The 14,445-nt window shown below is 58.9% G+C and carries 22 protein-coding genes; 14 read left to right on the top strand and 8 right to left on the bottom strand.

Annotated features, from left to right (window positions below):
- Positions 1–8: 8 nt before the first annotated feature.
- Both ACZ9IL_RS08710 and sbcB read right to left on the bottom strand, forming a co-directional pair.
- On the bottom strand, positions 9–515 hold the full coding sequence (locus tag ACZ9IL_RS08710) for a hypothetical protein (RefSeq protein ID WP_476003149.1): 507 nt from the start codon (positions 513–515) through the stop codon (positions 9–11).
- Between the two features lie 147 nt (positions 516–662).
- Positions 663–2,090: an exodeoxyribonuclease I gene (sbcB, locus tag ACZ9IL_RS08705; RefSeq protein ID WP_476003148.1), complete on the bottom strand. Its 1,428-nt coding sequence runs from the start codon at positions 2,088–2,090 to the stop codon at positions 663–665.
- A 180-nt stretch (positions 2,091–2,270) separates the two neighbouring features.
- Between sbcB and ACZ9IL_RS08700 the strand changes: the two genes are divergently transcribed.
- Positions 2,271–3,464 (top strand): tyrosine-type recombinase/integrase, encoded by a 1,194-nt coding sequence (locus ACZ9IL_RS08700; protein WP_476003147.1) that lies wholly within the window; start codon positions 2,271–2,273, stop codon positions 3,462–3,464.
- Here the strand turns inward: ACZ9IL_RS08700 and ACZ9IL_RS08695 are convergent.
- The 6 genes from ACZ9IL_RS08695 to ACZ9IL_RS08670 all read right to left on the bottom strand — a co-directional run bounded on the left by ACZ9IL_RS08695 (position 3,411) and on the right by ACZ9IL_RS08670 (position 7,711).
- Positions 3,411–3,605 carry a helix-turn-helix transcriptional regulator gene (locus ACZ9IL_RS08695; RefSeq protein WP_163137010.1) on the bottom strand — a complete coding sequence of 65 codons (195 nt, stop codon included), beginning with the start codon at positions 3,603–3,605 and terminating at the stop codon, positions 3,411–3,413. The genes ACZ9IL_RS08700 and ACZ9IL_RS08695 overlap by 54 nt on opposite strands.
- Positions 3,606–3,613: 8 nt before the next feature.
- Positions 3,614–4,030 carry a hypothetical protein gene (locus ACZ9IL_RS08690; protein WP_476003146.1) on the bottom strand — a complete coding sequence of 139 codons (417 nt, stop codon included), beginning with the start codon at positions 4,028–4,030 and terminating at the stop codon, positions 3,614–3,616.
- On the bottom strand, positions 4,027–5,721 hold the full coding sequence (locus tag ACZ9IL_RS08685; protein WP_476003145.1) for a phage N-6-adenine-methyltransferase: 1,695 nt from the start codon (positions 5,719–5,721) through the stop codon (positions 4,027–4,029). Before ACZ9IL_RS08685 ends, ACZ9IL_RS08690 begins: the two co-directional genes overlap by 4 nt.
- On the bottom strand, positions 5,718–6,062 hold the full coding sequence (locus tag ACZ9IL_RS08680) for a DUF4406 domain-containing protein (RefSeq protein WP_476003144.1): 345 nt from the start codon (positions 6,060–6,062) through the stop codon (positions 5,718–5,720). Before ACZ9IL_RS08680 ends, ACZ9IL_RS08685 begins: the two co-directional genes overlap by 4 nt.
- Before the next feature lie 190 nt (positions 6,063–6,252).
- Positions 6,253–7,014: an RES family NAD+ phosphorylase gene (locus tag ACZ9IL_RS08675; protein WP_476003143.1), complete on the bottom strand. Its 762-nt coding sequence runs from the start codon at positions 7,012–7,014 to the stop codon at positions 6,253–6,255.
- A 46-nt stretch (positions 7,015–7,060) separates the two neighbouring features.
- The gene (locus ACZ9IL_RS08670) at positions 7,061–7,711 is read right to left on the bottom strand and encodes a LexA family protein (RefSeq protein ID WP_476003142.1); all 651 of its coding nucleotides are present in this window, start codon (positions 7,709–7,711) and stop codon (positions 7,061–7,063) included.
- Between the two features lie 87 nt (positions 7,712–7,798).
- Here ACZ9IL_RS08670 and ACZ9IL_RS08665 point away from each other — a divergent pair, with 87 nt between their 5' ends.
- From ACZ9IL_RS08665 to ACZ9IL_RS08605, 13 genes are all read left to right on the top strand, one after another.
- Positions 7,799–7,984, top strand: a complete 186-nt coding sequence (locus ACZ9IL_RS08665) for a Cro/CI family transcriptional regulator (protein ID WP_476003141.1) — start codon at positions 7,799–7,801, stop codon at positions 7,982–7,984.
- A complete protein-coding gene (locus tag ACZ9IL_RS08660) occupies positions 7,981–8,505 on the top strand; it encodes a phage regulatory CII family protein (RefSeq protein WP_476003140.1) in 525 nt (174 codons plus the stop codon). Before ACZ9IL_RS08665 ends, ACZ9IL_RS08660 begins: the two co-directional genes overlap by 4 nt.
- Positions 8,502–8,783 (top strand): hypothetical protein, encoded by a 282-nt coding sequence (locus ACZ9IL_RS08655; protein ID WP_476003139.1) that lies wholly within the window; start codon positions 8,502–8,504, stop codon positions 8,781–8,783. Before ACZ9IL_RS08660 ends, ACZ9IL_RS08655 begins: the two co-directional genes overlap by 4 nt.
- Positions 8,773–9,039, top strand: coding sequence for a hypothetical protein (locus tag ACZ9IL_RS08650; protein WP_268424107.1), 267 nt, complete (start codon positions 8,773–8,775; stop codon positions 9,037–9,039). The genes ACZ9IL_RS08655 and ACZ9IL_RS08650 overlap by 11 nt, the downstream gene beginning before the upstream one ends.
- 52 nt (positions 9,040–9,091) lie before the next feature.
- Positions 9,092–10,102, top strand: coding sequence for a conserved phage C-terminal domain-containing protein (locus tag ACZ9IL_RS08645; RefSeq protein ID WP_476003138.1), 1,011 nt, complete (start codon positions 9,092–9,094; stop codon positions 10,100–10,102).
- Positions 10,080–10,565, top strand: coding sequence for a hypothetical protein (locus ACZ9IL_RS08640; RefSeq protein WP_201886303.1), 486 nt, complete (start codon positions 10,080–10,082; stop codon positions 10,563–10,565). Before ACZ9IL_RS08645 ends, ACZ9IL_RS08640 begins: the two co-directional genes overlap by 23 nt.
- A complete protein-coding gene (locus ACZ9IL_RS08635) occupies positions 10,565–10,846 on the top strand; it encodes a hypothetical protein (RefSeq protein WP_476003137.1) in 282 nt (93 codons plus the stop codon). The genes ACZ9IL_RS08640 and ACZ9IL_RS08635 overlap by 1 nt, the downstream gene beginning before the upstream one ends.
- An 88-nt stretch (positions 10,847–10,934) precedes the next feature.
- Entirely contained in the window at positions 10,935–11,633 is a 699-nt protein-coding gene (locus ACZ9IL_RS08630; RefSeq protein ID WP_234922228.1) for a phage antirepressor KilAC domain-containing protein, read from the top strand.
- The gene (locus tag ACZ9IL_RS08625; RefSeq protein WP_005324004.1) at positions 11,630–11,827 is read left to right on the top strand and encodes a DUF3283 family protein; all 198 of its coding nucleotides are present in this window, start codon (positions 11,630–11,632) and stop codon (positions 11,825–11,827) included. The genes ACZ9IL_RS08630 and ACZ9IL_RS08625 overlap by 4 nt, the downstream gene beginning before the upstream one ends.
- Complete coding sequence (locus ACZ9IL_RS08620) at positions 11,824–12,816, top strand: DUF968 domain-containing protein (RefSeq protein WP_476003136.1); 993 nt, start codon at positions 11,824–11,826, stop codon at positions 12,814–12,816. Before ACZ9IL_RS08625 ends, ACZ9IL_RS08620 begins: the two co-directional genes overlap by 4 nt.
- Entirely contained in the window at positions 12,803–13,189 is a 387-nt protein-coding gene (locus tag ACZ9IL_RS08615; protein WP_476003135.1) for a RusA family crossover junction endodeoxyribonuclease, read from the top strand. Before ACZ9IL_RS08620 ends, ACZ9IL_RS08615 begins: the two co-directional genes overlap by 14 nt.
- A 109-nt stretch (positions 13,190–13,298) precedes the next feature.
- Positions 13,299–13,808 carry an antitermination protein Q gene (locus tag ACZ9IL_RS08610; RefSeq protein ID WP_476005326.1) on the top strand — a complete coding sequence of 170 codons (510 nt, stop codon included), beginning with the start codon at positions 13,299–13,301 and terminating at the stop codon, positions 13,806–13,808.
- Between the two features lie 16 nt (positions 13,809–13,824).
- Positions 13,825–14,433 (top strand): hypothetical protein, encoded by a 609-nt coding sequence (locus ACZ9IL_RS08605; RefSeq protein WP_476003134.1) that lies wholly within the window; start codon positions 13,825–13,827, stop codon positions 14,431–14,433.
- Positions 14,434–14,445: the final 12 nt, after the last annotated feature.

The raw sequence follows: 14,445 nt of genomic DNA, 5'->3' as shown, positions 1-14,445 counted from the left end.
GTCCTGGCTTAGAAGTACCACTCCACGCCGACGGCGTAGTTGGACGAGCCGTAGCCCGGAATGTCGTTGCTGGAGGCCAGCGCCTTGACGGTCAGGCGGGCGCCGAGGGGAATGCCCAGCCCCATGCCGATGGCGACCTCATCGCTCTGATCCCCCATCATGTCGACCCGCAGGGTGCGATAGAGGGAGAGATCCTCACTCATCTGGGCGTAGATCTGGGACGACTTGTTGTAGAGCTGGCCGAACACTTCCATCTGGAAACCGTTCTGCGCCGTGATGGCGAGCGGGATCCCGGCGAAGCGGTAGAGATCGGAGTGGTTGAAATAGCTGTTGGTGATCAGGGGGGTGAAGTCGGTCTGCTGGTAGAGGGTGCTGAAGTTGCTCTCGATCTGTCGATAGGTCTGCTCCGGCAGGCGTAGCAGGTAGTCCGGCACCTCGAAACGCGCCCCGGCCATGGCGGCCGATGGCAGCAGGGCACAGGCGATAAGCGTGAAAGCAGCTGGTCCTGAACGCATCAAACGAGGATCCCCAAGAGTCGATAGCACGGCATCCTGCCGGTTGCACCTATAAATAATGACATTGTCAGGAGCTTGGCTCCCCTCGCTCATTATGTCGCGAGCGCGGGGAGCGTACAGAGCTTTAACTGTGAAATCACTCACATATCAGAGATCTTCGAGGTAGCGATAGAGGCTCTTGAGGATGGCAAAGTTCCGATCGTTACCCTGATTCTGCTCCGCCAGCGCCTCGAGACGGGGAACATAATCCGGCAGCCGCTGGCTGAAGTAGTCGCTGCAGTGCAGGCGCCAGCGCTTCTGCTCGGCTTCGCTTAACGTGTGGGGCCAGTTGCGGGCGCGATAACGGAACAGCATCTCCGGCAGGCGCGGGTCGCTGAAGGCAAATTCCCGCTCCCCCAGCAGATCCGCCGGGGTGGCGCGCACCAGATCCAGGGTGGCCTTGTCGCCGTGACCGAAGAAACCGGCGTAGAGCTGGGTGTCGGGATCCGGATCGTGCTTGCCGGCAAACTCCTGGTTGAACACCTCCACCAGCTTCTCCCGTATCTCGGGATGAGCCCGCAGCAGATTCAGGCTCTTGCGGCACTGCTCCCGATCGACGCCTAGCTCGTCCGCCCGCTCCGCCGTCAGGGTGGCGGCCGGGGCCAGCACCGGGCACTTGTTGATGTGCACCAGCTTGACCGGAATACCCGCCAAGTCCCCCAGCTCGTCCTTTCTGGTGTAGAGCCGCTCGCGGATCTCGTCGCTGGTGAGCTCGATGAGCGGGGTCGGATCCCGGGTGAGATCCACCATGATCACCGCATTCTGGTTGGTCGGGTGCCAGGCGAGCGGCGACACCCAGCTCACGCAGCCCTGCCAGGGGGAGAACATCCCCGAGACGTGGGTCAGCGGCTTCATGGTCACCACGTCGATCAGCGCCTTGACCTTGTTCTTGTTGCGCAGGGCAAACAGGTAGTCAAACAGCTTGGGCTGGGCTTTTTTCACCAGCTTGGCCAGTTCTATGGTGGCCAGCACGTCCGAAAGCGCATCGTGGGCGTTGGCGTGGGCCACGCCGTTGGCCACCGTCAATTTTTCGAGCCGGAAACTCGGCTTGCCTTCCTCGTCGAACGCCCACTCTATCCCTTCCGGGCGCAGGGCATAGCAGGCCCGCAGCATGTCGAGGATGTCCCAGCGGGAGTTGCCGTTCTGCCAGCTGTAGGCATAGGGGTCGTAGAAGTTGCGATACAGGGTGTAGCGCGTCACCTCGTCATCAAAGCGAATGCTGTTGTAGCCCAGCACGCAGGTATTGGGGGTCGCAAATTGCTCGTGGATCTGGCGGATGAAGTCCGCCTCGCACAGTCCGTCCTTCATCGCCTTCTGCGGCGTGATGCCGGTGATGAGGCAGGCTTCGGGCTCGGGCAGATAGTCGGCAGGTGGCTTGCAATAGATGACCAGCGGCTCGCCGATGATGTTGAAATCCCCGTCGGTGCGAATGCCGGCAAACTGCGCTGGCCTGTCTTTGGCCGGGCTGATCCCGAAGGTTTCGTAGTCGTGGAAGTAGAAGGTTGGTTGGGTGGTCTGCTTCGGTGATGTGCTCATGTGTTCTTTTATGTTCACGCTTCTGATTGAATTTTCAGGGTTTAGTGTCGTTCTGGTGAGGTGCAAATTCCGAAGACACTTTCATCGTTCACCCAAACCTGACGTTGTTCAATGGCCTGCTGGTACATTATCTGGTACAAAATACCCCATGAGAGCGGTACAAAATTTTATGGGGTGGCAATGGCGTTATCTGATAGCTGGCTTCGAGGGGTGAATGGTAAACCATATACCGGCCCGAGCGAAGTGAGTGACAGCGATGGGTTGAGTGTACGGGTCTCCCCGAAGGGGCTGATCGCGTTCCAGGTTCGGCACGTGGTCGACGGGAAACGAGTCCGGACCTCTCTCGGACGGTATCCAACTCTGACTTTGCGAGAAGCCCGGATCAAGACCGATGAGCTCAAAAATGGTGATGCGCCGATCAGTGCTTCAGGTGACGAGCCGACCCCGGCCGCTTTGTTTGACGAGTGGTTCGAGAAGTACGTGATGCGGGAGTGCCGTGAAGGCACCCAGAAGAACTACCGCTATACCTTCTCGTCGGTGAAGAATCGCTTGCCAGACCGGCCGCTCAACCAGATCACCATGGATATGTGGCTGAGCTATTTCGATGCCATCAGCGAAAGAGCCCCGGGGGTAACCCGGTCGGTGATCACGGGATTGAAGGCCTGCTTCAACTGGCATATTCGCCGCGGTACGATCAACATACCCAATATGATGAGCCTGCGGGCTCGGGATGTAGGTGCACCTGCCAAGACCGGGCACAGGGTGTTGACGGTTGCCGAGGTTGCAAAGATCTGGCGGGCACTTGAGGCCAGCCGGGCTGGCACTGGTAACAAGGTGATCCATCTGCTGTGCCTGGTCTATGGATGCCGACTGTCTGAGGCAAGAACACTCAAGCGCCAGGATCTGGATTTCGAATCCATGGTCTGGACGGTGCCGGCAGAGATCAGCAAAACTGGCCGACCCATCCGCAGGCCTATCACTTCGGTAGGTAGGCAACTATTCGAACGAGCCGCGATGGCATCCGTTGACCCGGTCTATTTGTTCCCTGGGCAAGGGGAGGGGAATAACCCGTTGGAGATCCACTCCTGTAATCGACTGGTAAGCCGCTTGCGTAGCAGTTTGGGGATCCCCCATTGGCGGATCCATGATGCTCGCCGAACCCTGTCGACCCGGTTATCTGAAATGGGGGTGTCGCCCCATATCACCGAAGTGATGCTGGGGCACACCTTGCTTGGTGTGATGGCTGTCTACAACAAGCATGATTGGCTGGAGGATCAAGCGGTTGCCTATGAGCGCTGGTGGACGGTGATTCAGCGGGAGCTAGGCATTGCCACTGATCCGGTTGTGGCTGTCAATCCAGGTCATGATATGTGACTTGATCCAGCGTAGTGGCTGGTGGTCGATAGGCTTGGGGAAGGTGGTATCCCTCATGCGCAGGTGATACAGCGCCGTGCGCCCCTTTCCCAACATGACCATCAGCTCACTCTGGTCAATCTTCTCAATCTGTTCTTGCATGCTTCCTCCTATCCATTCTGCTCATTTGTAGCGACGGTCCAGCGATAGCCACCATGGGTTGCCTGAGAGTTGTTCAGGCATCGGGTGATGCTGACCCGTACAAACCCGCCTGTTCGTTCCGCCTCGACAATGCTGTCGAACCTCACAATCTGCTGCACGTCGTTGATGCCGATCACTGGCGTCTTGTGCCATTGCGGATCCCGCACCTGATCCACATACAGGCGGCGGGTGTGCCGCCCTCTGCCGTTCTCCCCGACCATGCAAAAGTGCTCAACCCGGGTGGTGAAGCGGGCCTCCCTGTGTATCTGACCCATCACGATGCTGGCCTTGCTGACCGTGAGGGAGAAGGCCGCTGCCACCTCTGCGCTGATGGCGCCGCCGGTTCGGGCATGAACCCACTCGGCAACCTCCTGAATGATGCTCATGCGACTTCCTCCTTAAGGTTGTCGATGGCTGCAATGGCCCGTTCGAGCAACTCATGCTTAGGGGCATTTGCCGTTTCTTTGAGAGCGGTGAAGATTGCAACAGCAGCAGCTTGGCGCTGCGGGTCGTTCAGCGGTCGCTGGGCTCCTTTATAGTTCCATTCCATCGTGTCCATAGCATTGATGATTCGCTCCAGGCGCTGGCGCTCGGCATCGGGCATGGTGGTGAATTGATCACGCAACTGCGCATCACTCATTGAGATGGCGATGGCCACTTCACGGGCGGTGTAGAGTTCCCGCTCGCCATAGAGGACTGTCAGCACGGTGACAAAGCGATGCCAGACAGCCCCACCCAGATTGAGCTCGTTGTTCTGGTAGTCGAAGGCCCAGTCCTCGAGCGGCTTGGTGCTGGGTTCCTCGGTTGGGTGGTGAGCATCCAGCAGCTCGAGCTGCCGCTCTGCATGGTTTGGCTCTGGGCTGGTGGCTTCGGCACTCTGCGCCAGCAGCTCGGCGGCCTTGGTGGTGGCCAGTACCAGCAGGTCGCCGGGGGCCGTCAGGTTATCGATGATCCAGGCGGCCAGTTCTGCAGTCTTGGCTGGGGTCAGGATATCGGCATCATCGATTTGGTAGATGATGCCCTTCACCGCAGGGTGGCGCTGCCAGTGGGGCAGGGTGGGGGCACGATTATCCTCCAGGGCAAAACCCTGGTAGATAGGCTTGCCAGCCAGCAAGTTGGCGACGGCCAGATCGAGCCGATAGAAGATCTCGGAGAGCGGATAAGGCTCGTCCAGCCAGCCTTGCACATAACCCCTGACCGTATCCTGTTGCTCTTTGCCGAGATCAACGCACTCAATCTGCTTGGCCATGATGCTGGTGGTATCGGCATAGCCCAGCTCAGCCGCTGCCGCGGCGCTGGCCTCGTTATCGTTGGCTTCTGGTGGTTCCCCCGCGGCCGGTTCTGTTTCGGCGGGTTGCTCCTGGGTGACCACGGGGGCCAGCTTGGGGGTGGCGTTACGGATAACGTGATCGGCGGCCAGGGTGAGCTCCACCGCCAGGCGGTGGATCATGTCGAGGATGATCTGGCCGGTGATGATGAGGTCGTCACGGCGCAGGCGTGCCTCGGGGCGGCGCTCGCCCTGCCAGCCGGCGTCGAAGATCACCACGGCTGAGGCAAAGCCGCTGGAGCTGGGCTTGTCCTTCTTCGGGTCGCGGGGGACGTACCAGCTCGGCACTTCAAAGCCGATACGGCCGCTGATGAACTGGATGAAGTCGGCATCTTCCGGCCACCAGGTTTCGCTGGTGGCGGCCTTGATGAGCAACATGATCTTGGCGCCCAGCGCCCGTTGCTCGCGGCAGTAGTTGAGGATGGCCTCCATCCCGGTGATGGGGTTCCCCTCGCTATCCGTGCAGGGGCGCGAGTAGGGCGGGTTGGCATAGGCAGCGCCCCCCAGCCGGCGCAGGTCGGCGGCCAGCTCCTGGGTGAGGGCGTTGTCTTCGGCGTCGTAGTAGTTGGGCACCAGGTGGTTGCAGTCGTCGGCAAACATGTCGAGCACCACCGGCCCCAGGGTGGGGGCGAACTGGTGGAACAGGCCCCAGGCCAATGCCTTGGGGGTCTGCCATTGGTCACCAATTTGTTTGAGCTCGTGGTCAGGCTGGGCCTGTAGTTCGGCCAGCGCTTGGGCGTAGTGGTTCATGCCGCCACCTCGGGGCTGGTGGGGTACCAGGCAAAGCCGTCTTCGGCTTGGCGGATGACCTTGCCGCACTTCATGGCGAGGTGGAACTCGGCAGTGGCGCCCTGGCTATCGCGCCAGCCTGGGAGCATGACCAGCTCGTCGGCGAGCATGACCATGGGCAGGCTGCAGGCCATGTACTCGGCTTGGGTTAGGCCCTCGGGGAGGGTGGCAGGGTTGAGCGGGATATGGCCGCGCTCACGCTGGTGGTTGGCCTCGGCATGGAAGGCGGGGCGGTTGCAGTCAGGCAGGCCGGACATGGGGCCAGCGATGTAGATGCGCTTTTGGTGGTGTTGGTTAGACATGATTCATCCCGTTCACTGGTGTGTACGAGGATGATGTTAAGTGTACCAAACCTCAATGTAAAGTCTGTTGTTTCGAATGCTTAACTCTCCTGCTGGGTTGGCCTTACTAAACAGATGATTTATTCGCCATTTGTGATGGTTAGTTCAGCTGTTTGGAGGTATCGAACAACTAGAATGAAAGATATATTATTTAATAAAAATTTGATTTACTGAATGTAAAATTTATCGCGGATGCGTTATAAATATCACAACCAATCATGATTGCAGAATTCAAATCAAAGAGGGCAATATTATGTCCATTTGAAAGGGCGCTTTTATATGCAATCCCATCAAATCCCTTAGATTTTATGAACTCAGATATTATTTGTGTGGGAGCATATTCTGACTTTAGATCAGAGTTTTTTGTTGGCCATGAAAAAGCGTTATCAATATCAGTCCAAACGGCCTCTATCCTCGCATCTAAATCTGGTTCATTGAAATAAAAATGTAATTTAGTGGAACCCTGGGCAACTGAAAAATCAATAATTCTGAGATCTCTAGTTATTTTGAAACAACCTGTTGAGATGATTGCATTAAGCCATGGCCTAACTTCTGACATTGCAGTTTCTTTATCGGTGGCAACATACAAACAAGGAATACCCTTGGGGTTTGCTCTTCCCTCCGAAGCACTGTCTGGCAGTGGCTTCATGCGCTGCGATGAAAAAGGGATCGGAAAATCATCTATATGTATGTCTTCATTAGTATCAGGATCTGTTTGATAGTAGGGTCGAAAACCACTTCCAATTTGGGCTCGCCAAACTAAGGAGCCAGCCTTTATAATTGTTTCTCTATTGCTACAAGTATTTAAAATAGACTCAAGAAATTCACTCGAATCCTCGCTTAATATATATCGTTGTTTTGTGCAAACGGCATTTCTAAAATCAAAATAGCTACGGTATGATTTAAAACTCATAAATCCTCTTTTGTGGTTCACAATTTAGCTATTCAGTTGATGTTTATTAACGCCGCTTTCTGCGGCGCCTATGTTCCACCATGGTACCGATGATCTGAATATGCTGGCGATCGGAACGCATGGTGGGAAAGTCGTCGTTGAGCGGTACTAGTTCGAAAACCTCTTGGCCGTCTTCACCTATGCCACGCGGACGGTACTTTTTGAAAGTAGCCGCTTCCTCACCGTTTTTGGCCACTACGAAATCACCCGGATGGGGATGTTCGTCTGGGTCAATCAGTACTACATCTCCTTCGACAAATTCCGGTTCCATGGAGTGGCCTTTCAGTTCGATAGCGAAGGCGCGCTCACCCAACTCCAGGTCAGTCGTGATGTAAACCCAGTTGCCATCGCACTCACGGATCTCACTGGTCTCTGTCCATACCCCGGCCTGTACATAGGTAATGACAGGTATGCGGTGGATATCTGGTGATGCAATCTCAATATTTTGGCCGGCGGGATCCCCCTTACCGTCCATCAACCAGAACACAGACACAGATAGCGCTTTTGCCAGAGCAGATAAGTTTTTGGCATCAGGTGTGTACACACCATTTTCCCATTGAGAAATGGATGCTTTGTTTGCGCCGATTTTGTCGCCTAGTTGCTGTTGGGTCATTTTCAGGCGCGACCTAGACAGCTTGATGCGTTCACCAATGTTCATAGTTAAGTAATGTAAACCTTTTGGGGTTAATAGTGCTTGACTCGAATGTTGTGCTTGCTTAACCTCCCTGTGTCTACAGGAGGGATTATGAAGAAACTAGATGTCATCGCTTTCTTCGGCGGGGTGACTAAGACCGCAAAGGCACTGGGCATAAGCAAGTCTGCGGTGTCCTTGTGGGGTGAAGAGATCCCATATGGGCGCGCTTGTCAGGTGCAGCTTGTGTCCAAAGGAAGGTTAAAGGCTGAACCTGTGGGACTGGTTAAGCCATCATGACAAAACCCACCAGAACAACCACGAGAGTGAAGCGGGAACACTCCCACCTTTCTGACCCCATTGACGCCGCTTATCAGCTGAGCCGTCGGTACAACATCACCGATCTGGCCCGCCTGATGGGCTCCAAGCGCCCGACCACCCTGAACAACAAGTTCAACCCTGCTTGCGAAGACCACCACCTGACCCTGTCCGAGGCGATGGCGGTGACCGAGCTGACCGGTGACAACGCCATCCTGCAGGCCTGGGCGCTGGCCCGCGGCCATACGCTGGTGGCCCTGCCGGATAGCACGGTGACCGAAGAGGAGCTGGCCGACCAGGTGATGCTGGTGGGCGAGGTGGTGGCGGCGGTGTTTGGTGAGCTGCGTGAAGCGCGGCAAGACGGGGTGATCGACCCAGTGGAGCGGCAAGCCATCACGGGTGCAGTACATCGGGCCATCAAGGAGCTGTTGAGCCTGGAGGAGTCGGTGGCGAGTCAGGTGCGCCCGTTCCCGGGGCCACATGCACAAGGAGAGAAGAGATGAAGGAAGCACAAAAAGAGTGGGCCGACGCTGCTGTAACAGCCCGACCCGAGGTCCATTTTCGCGGAGAAAAGAACATGGAGAAGCGTACCGAACAAACGCCGATCGTGCAAGACAAGCGCCGCTCATGCATTCCTCCCACGCTGCCGAGGCTGGTGGTGGGCACCCAGGGGACATTTCTGGTCTACAGCGGGTTGCGCATTCCGGCCACTGCCGAGCAGGCGCAACGCCACCTGGCCTGTTTGCAGCAGCACCTGCAGGAGGTGGCTCATGCATCCTGAGCTGTTTATCGAGCGCAACGTGGCGCAGATCCTGACGGCGGGGGGATACACCCCGGATGTGGTGCATACCGCAACCCAGGCGGCCCTGCGGCATTTTCGCACCACGCCGTGCTTTGCCAAGGGGCAGGCCTTTGCCAAGTGCCTGGCGGAGGGAAAGAAGATGGCCAAGTTGCTGCAGCGCAAGCTGCGCCAGCAGGAGAAGGACGCCAAGAAGGCGGCCAAGCCGACGCGATTGAAGAAGGTGAGCCATGGGTGAGGTAGTCAGACTGGCGGCCCCGGTGGCCGCCCCAGTTTCACGAGGATGCAACGTGGCCGACAACCGCCGCAGCGGGTTTGTGCTGCTTTACAAGAGCCTGAAGGAGGCGCCGTTCTACCGTGACCCGGTGCGCAAGGCGCTGTGGCTGCACCTGCTGCTGGAGGCAGCGCACGAGCGCTGTGAGGTGACCTTCAACGGCAATCGCCTGCTGCTGCAGCGTGGGCAGATTGTGGGCTCGGCCCGCTCCCTGGGGGAGGCCTGCGGCATCTCAGAAGACAGTGCCCGTCGATCCCTGGAGGCCTTCGAGCAGGAGGGGATGATCAGCCGCACCAGCAAGCAGGGTACTCGGGGTTACACCCTGGTCACCTTGCTCAACTACGACCCTTACCAGCGCGGAGTTTCAGAACACATTGGCGCGGAGTTGGGTGCGGAGTTGAAACCCGCATCAGGGCAGGGGATTGAGGGGGTATCGCAATCTGATGGCGCGGAGTTAGGCGCGGAGTATCAAGCCGAAGATCTAAACAAGATAAACAACAAAACAAACAAAGATCTTAAAGACTCTTCGTCGCAACTCGCTGACGCGACTTTCGACCAGGTTGGGGAAGAGCCCGCCGCTCTGGAGGTTGCCGATCCCGAACCCAAGTCCAAGACCCGGGTCATTCCCGAGGCGGCCATCCAGACCCCAAGCGGCAAAGCGTGGGGGACCAGCGATGACCTGATGACCGCGAAGTGGATGTTTCGTCGAGTGCAGTTGATCACCCCGACCGCTCTTGAGCCGAACTGGGCGCAGTGGTCCAACGTGATCCGGTTGATGCGTGAGCTTGACCAGCGCAGCCATCGCGATATTTGCGAGCTGTATGACTGGGTGAGCCGTGATGCGTTCTGGTGCACCAATATCCTGGCCCCGCAGAAGCTGCGCCAGCAGTGGGATCGGTTGCAGGCCAAGCGCGGCAACCCGTCTGCCGGCCACCAGCGCCCCCTGTCCAATCTGGCGCAAGCCCAACAGCAGGCCCAGGCTCTGCGAGCCGCGGGGGTCGATTATGACGACAACACTCCCCTCTAACGTGACCAGTCTGCCCGTGAATCAGGCCAGTCTGCAGGTGAGCACCGGCATGTCGATGTTCCTGGCGGACGAGCTGCTGCCGCTGATGGCTGGGTGCTGGCCCGCCAGTGCCAGTCAGTTGGATGCCAATGCCCGCGGCGTGGCCATGGCCTGGGGTGTTCAACTGCGCGGGTTCACCGCCCAGCAGATCCGCGAGGCGGTGTTGGAGCTGGCTGATGACGCCGGCCGCCAGTTCGCCCCGCGCCCGGCCGAGGTCAAGGCCACCATCCTGCAGCGCAATCCGGTACCGAAGTCTGCCCCTGTGGGTCGCCAGGTCTCTTTGCGAGCCTGCGAGATGCAGGCGGAGGCCCGCGTCTATGTGCGTGATCGCCAGGTGACCGATGAGGCGGTGCAGGCCGAGCTGCAGCAACTGCTGGCCCAACTGCGCCGCGAGGGTGTGACGATAACCGGGAGGATGGCGTGATGGCGGTGACGTTCAGTGATGCCTGTGAGCGGGACATTCGCCGCGCCCGGTTTGTGCGGGTGGCGGTGTACCCGGAGGTGAAGGACTGGTTGCCGGTGCAGGTGCGCCTTGAGGTGTCGGATTGCCCGCGGCAACTGGGGTTCACCTCCCAGGCCCACCGGGCCGGGCACTACCTGGTACAGGGTGCCGAACTGGCTGAGGTGATGAAGGCGGTTAACGCCCTGCGCGGCCAGCAACAGCGGCCCGCCACGCTGGAGATGATCCCATGCGCGATCTCGTGATGCCGGCGTTGATGCTGCTGTTGCTCGTCGGTCTGGCGTTGTACCTGGCCGCCAATGTTTCGATGGGGGTAGAGAGATGGAGTTGATGATGAGGGGCGTGACCCCTTTGACGATGACCAGCGTGGAAATCGCCGAGCTGACCGGCAAGGAGCACAAGAACGTGCTGGCCGATATTCGCCGGATGCTGGTGGAGATTCAATCGGCTGAAAAGCCAGCCGAGTACCAGGACAGCCTGGGCCGGGCCCAACCGTGCTTGCTGCTGGACAAGGACGAGAGCCTTTGCCTGGTGGCTGGTTACAGCGCCCAGTTGCGGATTCGGATTATTCGCCGCTGGCAGGAACTGGAGCAGCAGGGCAACCAGAACGCTCTGGTGATCCCCCAGTCGCTGCCGGAGGCTCTGCGCCTTGCTGCCGAGCTGGCCGAGCAGAAGATGGCGCTGGAACAGAAGGTGGCGATGGATGCCCCGGCGGTGGAGTTCGCCAAGCAGATCGCCAGTGTAGAGAAGGGGATCACCTTGTCGGCGTTCGCCAAGACGGTGGGCCTCGGCCCCAATACCCTGTTTTCCCTGCTGAGGGAACGCAAGATTTTGATGAGTTGCCGCGGGGAGCGCTGGAACCTGCCGATGCAGGAGTATGTGGACCGCGGGCTGTTCGCGACCCGGGAGAGCTCGTTTGACAGTAACGGCGAGCGGCGTATCAGCTTCACCCCCCTGATCACCGGCAAGGGCCAGCAGTGGCTGGTTGAGCGACTGATCCGTGACGGCATCCTGCGCGGGGTGGCGGCATGAGTCACAACCTGGCCTTGTTGCCATCGGCTGAACGGCAGCGCATTGAGTTGATCAAGCAGGCGCACCTGCTGGTGTGGCGCCGGCGCCGCAACGAGATCGGGCGTGAGGTCGTGGTGGCCGCCATCGATGAGGTGGATGAAGAGCACCGTGAGTGGTTTCGCCAACAGTTGAACGCGATCAGGGGGCAAGCGTGAGCGCAGGTAACGCGGTGTTTGTCGAAGCGCTGGGGCTGGCCCTGGTGCCGCTGGGCGACAGCCTGCCGGCGGTACGACGCCAACTGGCTGGCAAGCCGGTGCGCCTGGTGCGTGATCAGGGATCCGACCTGCTGACCCAGTTCCCTGAGCTGGTGTCGGCCCTGGCCTGCGCCGCGGTGGTCAATGCCGCCGGTGGGGAGCTGCTGACCGCCAATGCCACGGCTTGCGTGATTGCCAATGGCTGCATCGGGGAAACCGTCACCGCAGAGGTGGAGGGGGTGCATCTGCCTTTGTGCTGGCATCACGACAACGAGCACCGCAATGGGCAGTTGCCGATCCGCCTCGCTGATGTGGCCGGGTGGCTGGCGCATCTTGTGCTGCAGCGGGTTGCTGGCTGGTGCGGGGTGGCCGTTGCTGACCTGACTGCCCGGGATCTGTGCTGGTGGGCGACCGTCTACAAGGTGCTGCCTTCATTGCCGGATCCGCTGCTGCGCTCTGCCTGTCGCCTGGCACCCATCGAACCGGATCGGAAGTGGTCGCCCCGCGGTAACCGGGAGACCGATGCCCGCTATCGTGATCATCGCCTTGAGGTGGCAGAGCGTGATCCGCTCGCCGATCTGCGTGCCCGCATCAATGCCAAGCCGGCTATTCGTCAGATCGACCCAGACCCCGCGGCCCTCCACCTGGGCAGGCCCAAGCGCCAGCGCTGGGAGTGTGCAGCCTACCTGGCCTTTGTGAGGCAGTTGCCCTGTGTGGTGACGGGCCAGCGCGAGGGCATCGAGGCGCACCATGTCGTAGGTCACGGTATGAGCGTGATGGGCAGCAAGGCGCACGATCTGATGGTGTTCCCGCTCGCCCACCAGCCACACATGGAGTTGCACCGGATCGGGTGGAAGGCGTGGGAGGCCCAGCACGGTTCGCAGTTGGAGCACGTTATCAACACATTGGAGCTGGCATGCTCCCTGGGAGTGTTCAATGCCAAAAGCTGATTTATGGACAGTGACCCTGCCATGGCCCCCTTCCACCAACCGGATCTGGCGCAATGTGGCCGTGAGCGGCAAGCCCAGAACGTTGCTAAGCCAAGAGGGGAGGGTTTATCGCAAAGCCGCGGCCGATGCCTGCCTGGTGGCCAAGCTGGCCGGCAAGCAGATTTCCGATCGGCTGGCCTTGCGGCTGGTAGTGCAGGCCCCTGACCGGCGAGCCCGGGATCTGGATAACACGGTGAAGGCGGTACAAGACGCCCTGACCCACGCAGGAGTGTGGCTGGACGATAGCCAGATCGACCGGTTGCTGGTGGAGCGCGGGCCAGTAGTGAAAGGGGGAATGGTGTCGGTAACGGTGGAGGTGATGAGTGCGCTTTGAATATGCAATTACGGTAGGGGATCCGCGTTCTGTGATGCTACAGGCCCATCAGGCCCAGTCAACGGGGCGTTCTCATCTGACAAAGAGTGATGTGATGACGGCATTGGGAATGGTTCAGAAGCACAATGGTGCCGGCATGGCGCTGGTGATGGCGCGTTACTGCAAAGACCTAGGGGATGCCAAGAAGGCGTTGCTGGCGGTGCAGGCCGAGTGCACGAAGATAGCCCCCCGCTTTGTGGGCGCTAACAAGGAACGTGGCCAAGGCATGGCCTTGCGCCGGGTGGCTGAGCTGGCTCTGGAACACTATTGCCGCACGGTGGACACGCCGGGCGCGGCCTGCCACCCGCAGTTCTGCCGGGGGAGGGGTGTGATTCGCGACCTGGAACTGAGCCGCCTGCATGGTAAGGCGATCGATAAGGTCTGCCCACGCTGCAACGGTACCGGCTTGCGCCCCATCCTGGGTACCCACATCAGAAGAGCCATTGAGCCGCTGGCTGGTGGACTGACTCGCGGTCAGTGGGAGCGGGGCTGGTATCCGCTCTATCTTGCGGTGCAGGCCTGGTGCCACCAGCAGGAGAGTGAGGTGGCGACGTTCTATAAGCGGGTGACGGCGGCGTGATGGCGATGAAAAACGGATGGCAGAGCAAGAACGTAAGTTGGTAGAGTTGTGCGAGCGCCTGAATAATGGAGGAAGGATCCTCATGAAATTTCACGTCATTGGCCTTGGTCTGGCCGTTGTTCTTGTTTCTTCATCTGCAATGTCTGACGTTTATCTTTGTACGGTGAATGGCAAGAAAACCTACACGGATGTGCCCTGTTCTGCCGAGGTCGGGCGTGGTGACAACGAGTTGGTGGTTGCCACAGCACCGAAAGATTCGGAAATTGTCACTACCAGCAACAATGAGTTGGGTTATCAGCGAAGAGTGCTGTCGCCAGATGTTTCTGAACAGTTGAAAGCCTCATGCCTGGATAAATGGCGACCCCAGTTAAAAGATCCTCGCAGTCCCTATATCGTCGCTGCACAACTTGATGAGGTGAAAAACTTGGAGCGTCCTGGCACTCCCCTGTGGCAAGAGGTCGTGATGGATGTACGGGCGAAAAATAGCTTCGGCGGGTTCATTCCGGATGTTTTTGTGTGTGGGGTGGGGGATGACGGTCTCGCAGATCAGAAGGTCACCAAGCTAAAAATCGCACTGCATACTTTGGGAGTGGCGCTTGTCGACAGCGACGAGTATGTAAAGTGACGCTGTGCTGGG

It is taken from the genome of Aeromonas sp. TECH754, from assembly GCF_056279295.1.
The sequence above is the reverse complement of the archived record's forward strand: the minus strand, read 5'-3'. Positions and strand labels throughout refer to the sequence as shown.

Coding starts and splice junctions, on each gene's coding strand:
- ACZ9IL_RS08710 (WP_476003149.1), bottom strand. CDS start 515: ATGCGTTCAGGACCAGCTGCTTTCACGCTTATCGCCTGTGCCCTGCTG.
- sbcB (WP_476003148.1), bottom strand. CDS start 2,090: ATGAGCACATCACCGAAGCAGACCACCCAACCAACCTTCTACTTCCAC.
- ACZ9IL_RS08700 (WP_476003147.1), top strand. CDS start 2,271: ATGGCGTTATCTGATAGCTGGCTTCGAGGGGTGAATGGTAAACCATAT.
- ACZ9IL_RS08695 (WP_163137010.1), bottom strand. CDS start 3,605: ATGCAAGAACAGATTGAGAAGATTGACCAGAGTGAGCTGATGGTCATG.
- ACZ9IL_RS08690 (WP_476003146.1), bottom strand. CDS start 4,030: ATGAGCATCATTCAGGAGGTTGCCGAGTGGGTTCATGCCCGAACCGGC.
- ACZ9IL_RS08685 (WP_476003145.1), bottom strand. CDS start 5,721: ATGAACCACTACGCCCAAGCGCTGGCCGAACTACAGGCCCAGCCTGAC.
- ACZ9IL_RS08680 (WP_476003144.1), bottom strand. CDS start 6,062: ATGTCTAACCAACACCACCAAAAGCGCATCTACATCGCTGGCCCCATG.
- ACZ9IL_RS08675 (WP_476003143.1), bottom strand. CDS start 7,014: ATGAGTTTTAAATCATACCGTAGCTATTTTGATTTTAGAAATGCCGTT.
- ACZ9IL_RS08670 (WP_476003142.1), bottom strand. CDS start 7,711: ATGAACATTGGTGAACGCATCAAGCTGTCTAGGTCGCGCCTGAAAATG.
- ACZ9IL_RS08665 (WP_476003141.1), top strand. CDS start 7,799: ATGAAGAAACTAGATGTCATCGCTTTCTTCGGCGGGGTGACTAAGACC.
- ACZ9IL_RS08660 (WP_476003140.1), top strand. CDS start 7,981: ATGACAAAACCCACCAGAACAACCACGAGAGTGAAGCGGGAACACTCC.
- ACZ9IL_RS08655 (WP_476003139.1), top strand. CDS start 8,502: ATGAAGGAAGCACAAAAAGAGTGGGCCGACGCTGCTGTAACAGCCCGA.
- ACZ9IL_RS08650 (WP_268424107.1), top strand. CDS start 8,773: ATGCATCCTGAGCTGTTTATCGAGCGCAACGTGGCGCAGATCCTGACG.
- ACZ9IL_RS08640 (WP_201886303.1), top strand. CDS start 10,080: ATGACGACAACACTCCCCTCTAACGTGACCAGTCTGCCCGTGAATCAG.
- ACZ9IL_RS08635 (WP_476003137.1), top strand. CDS start 10,565: ATGGCGGTGACGTTCAGTGATGCCTGTGAGCGGGACATTCGCCGCGCC.
- ACZ9IL_RS08630 (WP_234922228.1), top strand. CDS start 10,935: ATGAGGGGCGTGACCCCTTTGACGATGACCAGCGTGGAAATCGCCGAG.
- ACZ9IL_RS08625 (WP_005324004.1), top strand. CDS start 11,630: ATGAGTCACAACCTGGCCTTGTTGCCATCGGCTGAACGGCAGCGCATT.
- ACZ9IL_RS08615 (WP_476003135.1), top strand. CDS start 12,803: ATGCCAAAAGCTGATTTATGGACAGTGACCCTGCCATGGCCCCCTTCC.
- ACZ9IL_RS08610 (WP_476005326.1), top strand. CDS start 13,299: ATGGTTCAGAAGCACAATGGTGCCGGCATGGCGCTGGTGATGGCGCGT.
- ACZ9IL_RS08605 (WP_476003134.1), top strand. CDS start 13,825: ATGGCAGAGCAAGAACGTAAGTTGGTAGAGTTGTGCGAGCGCCTGAAT.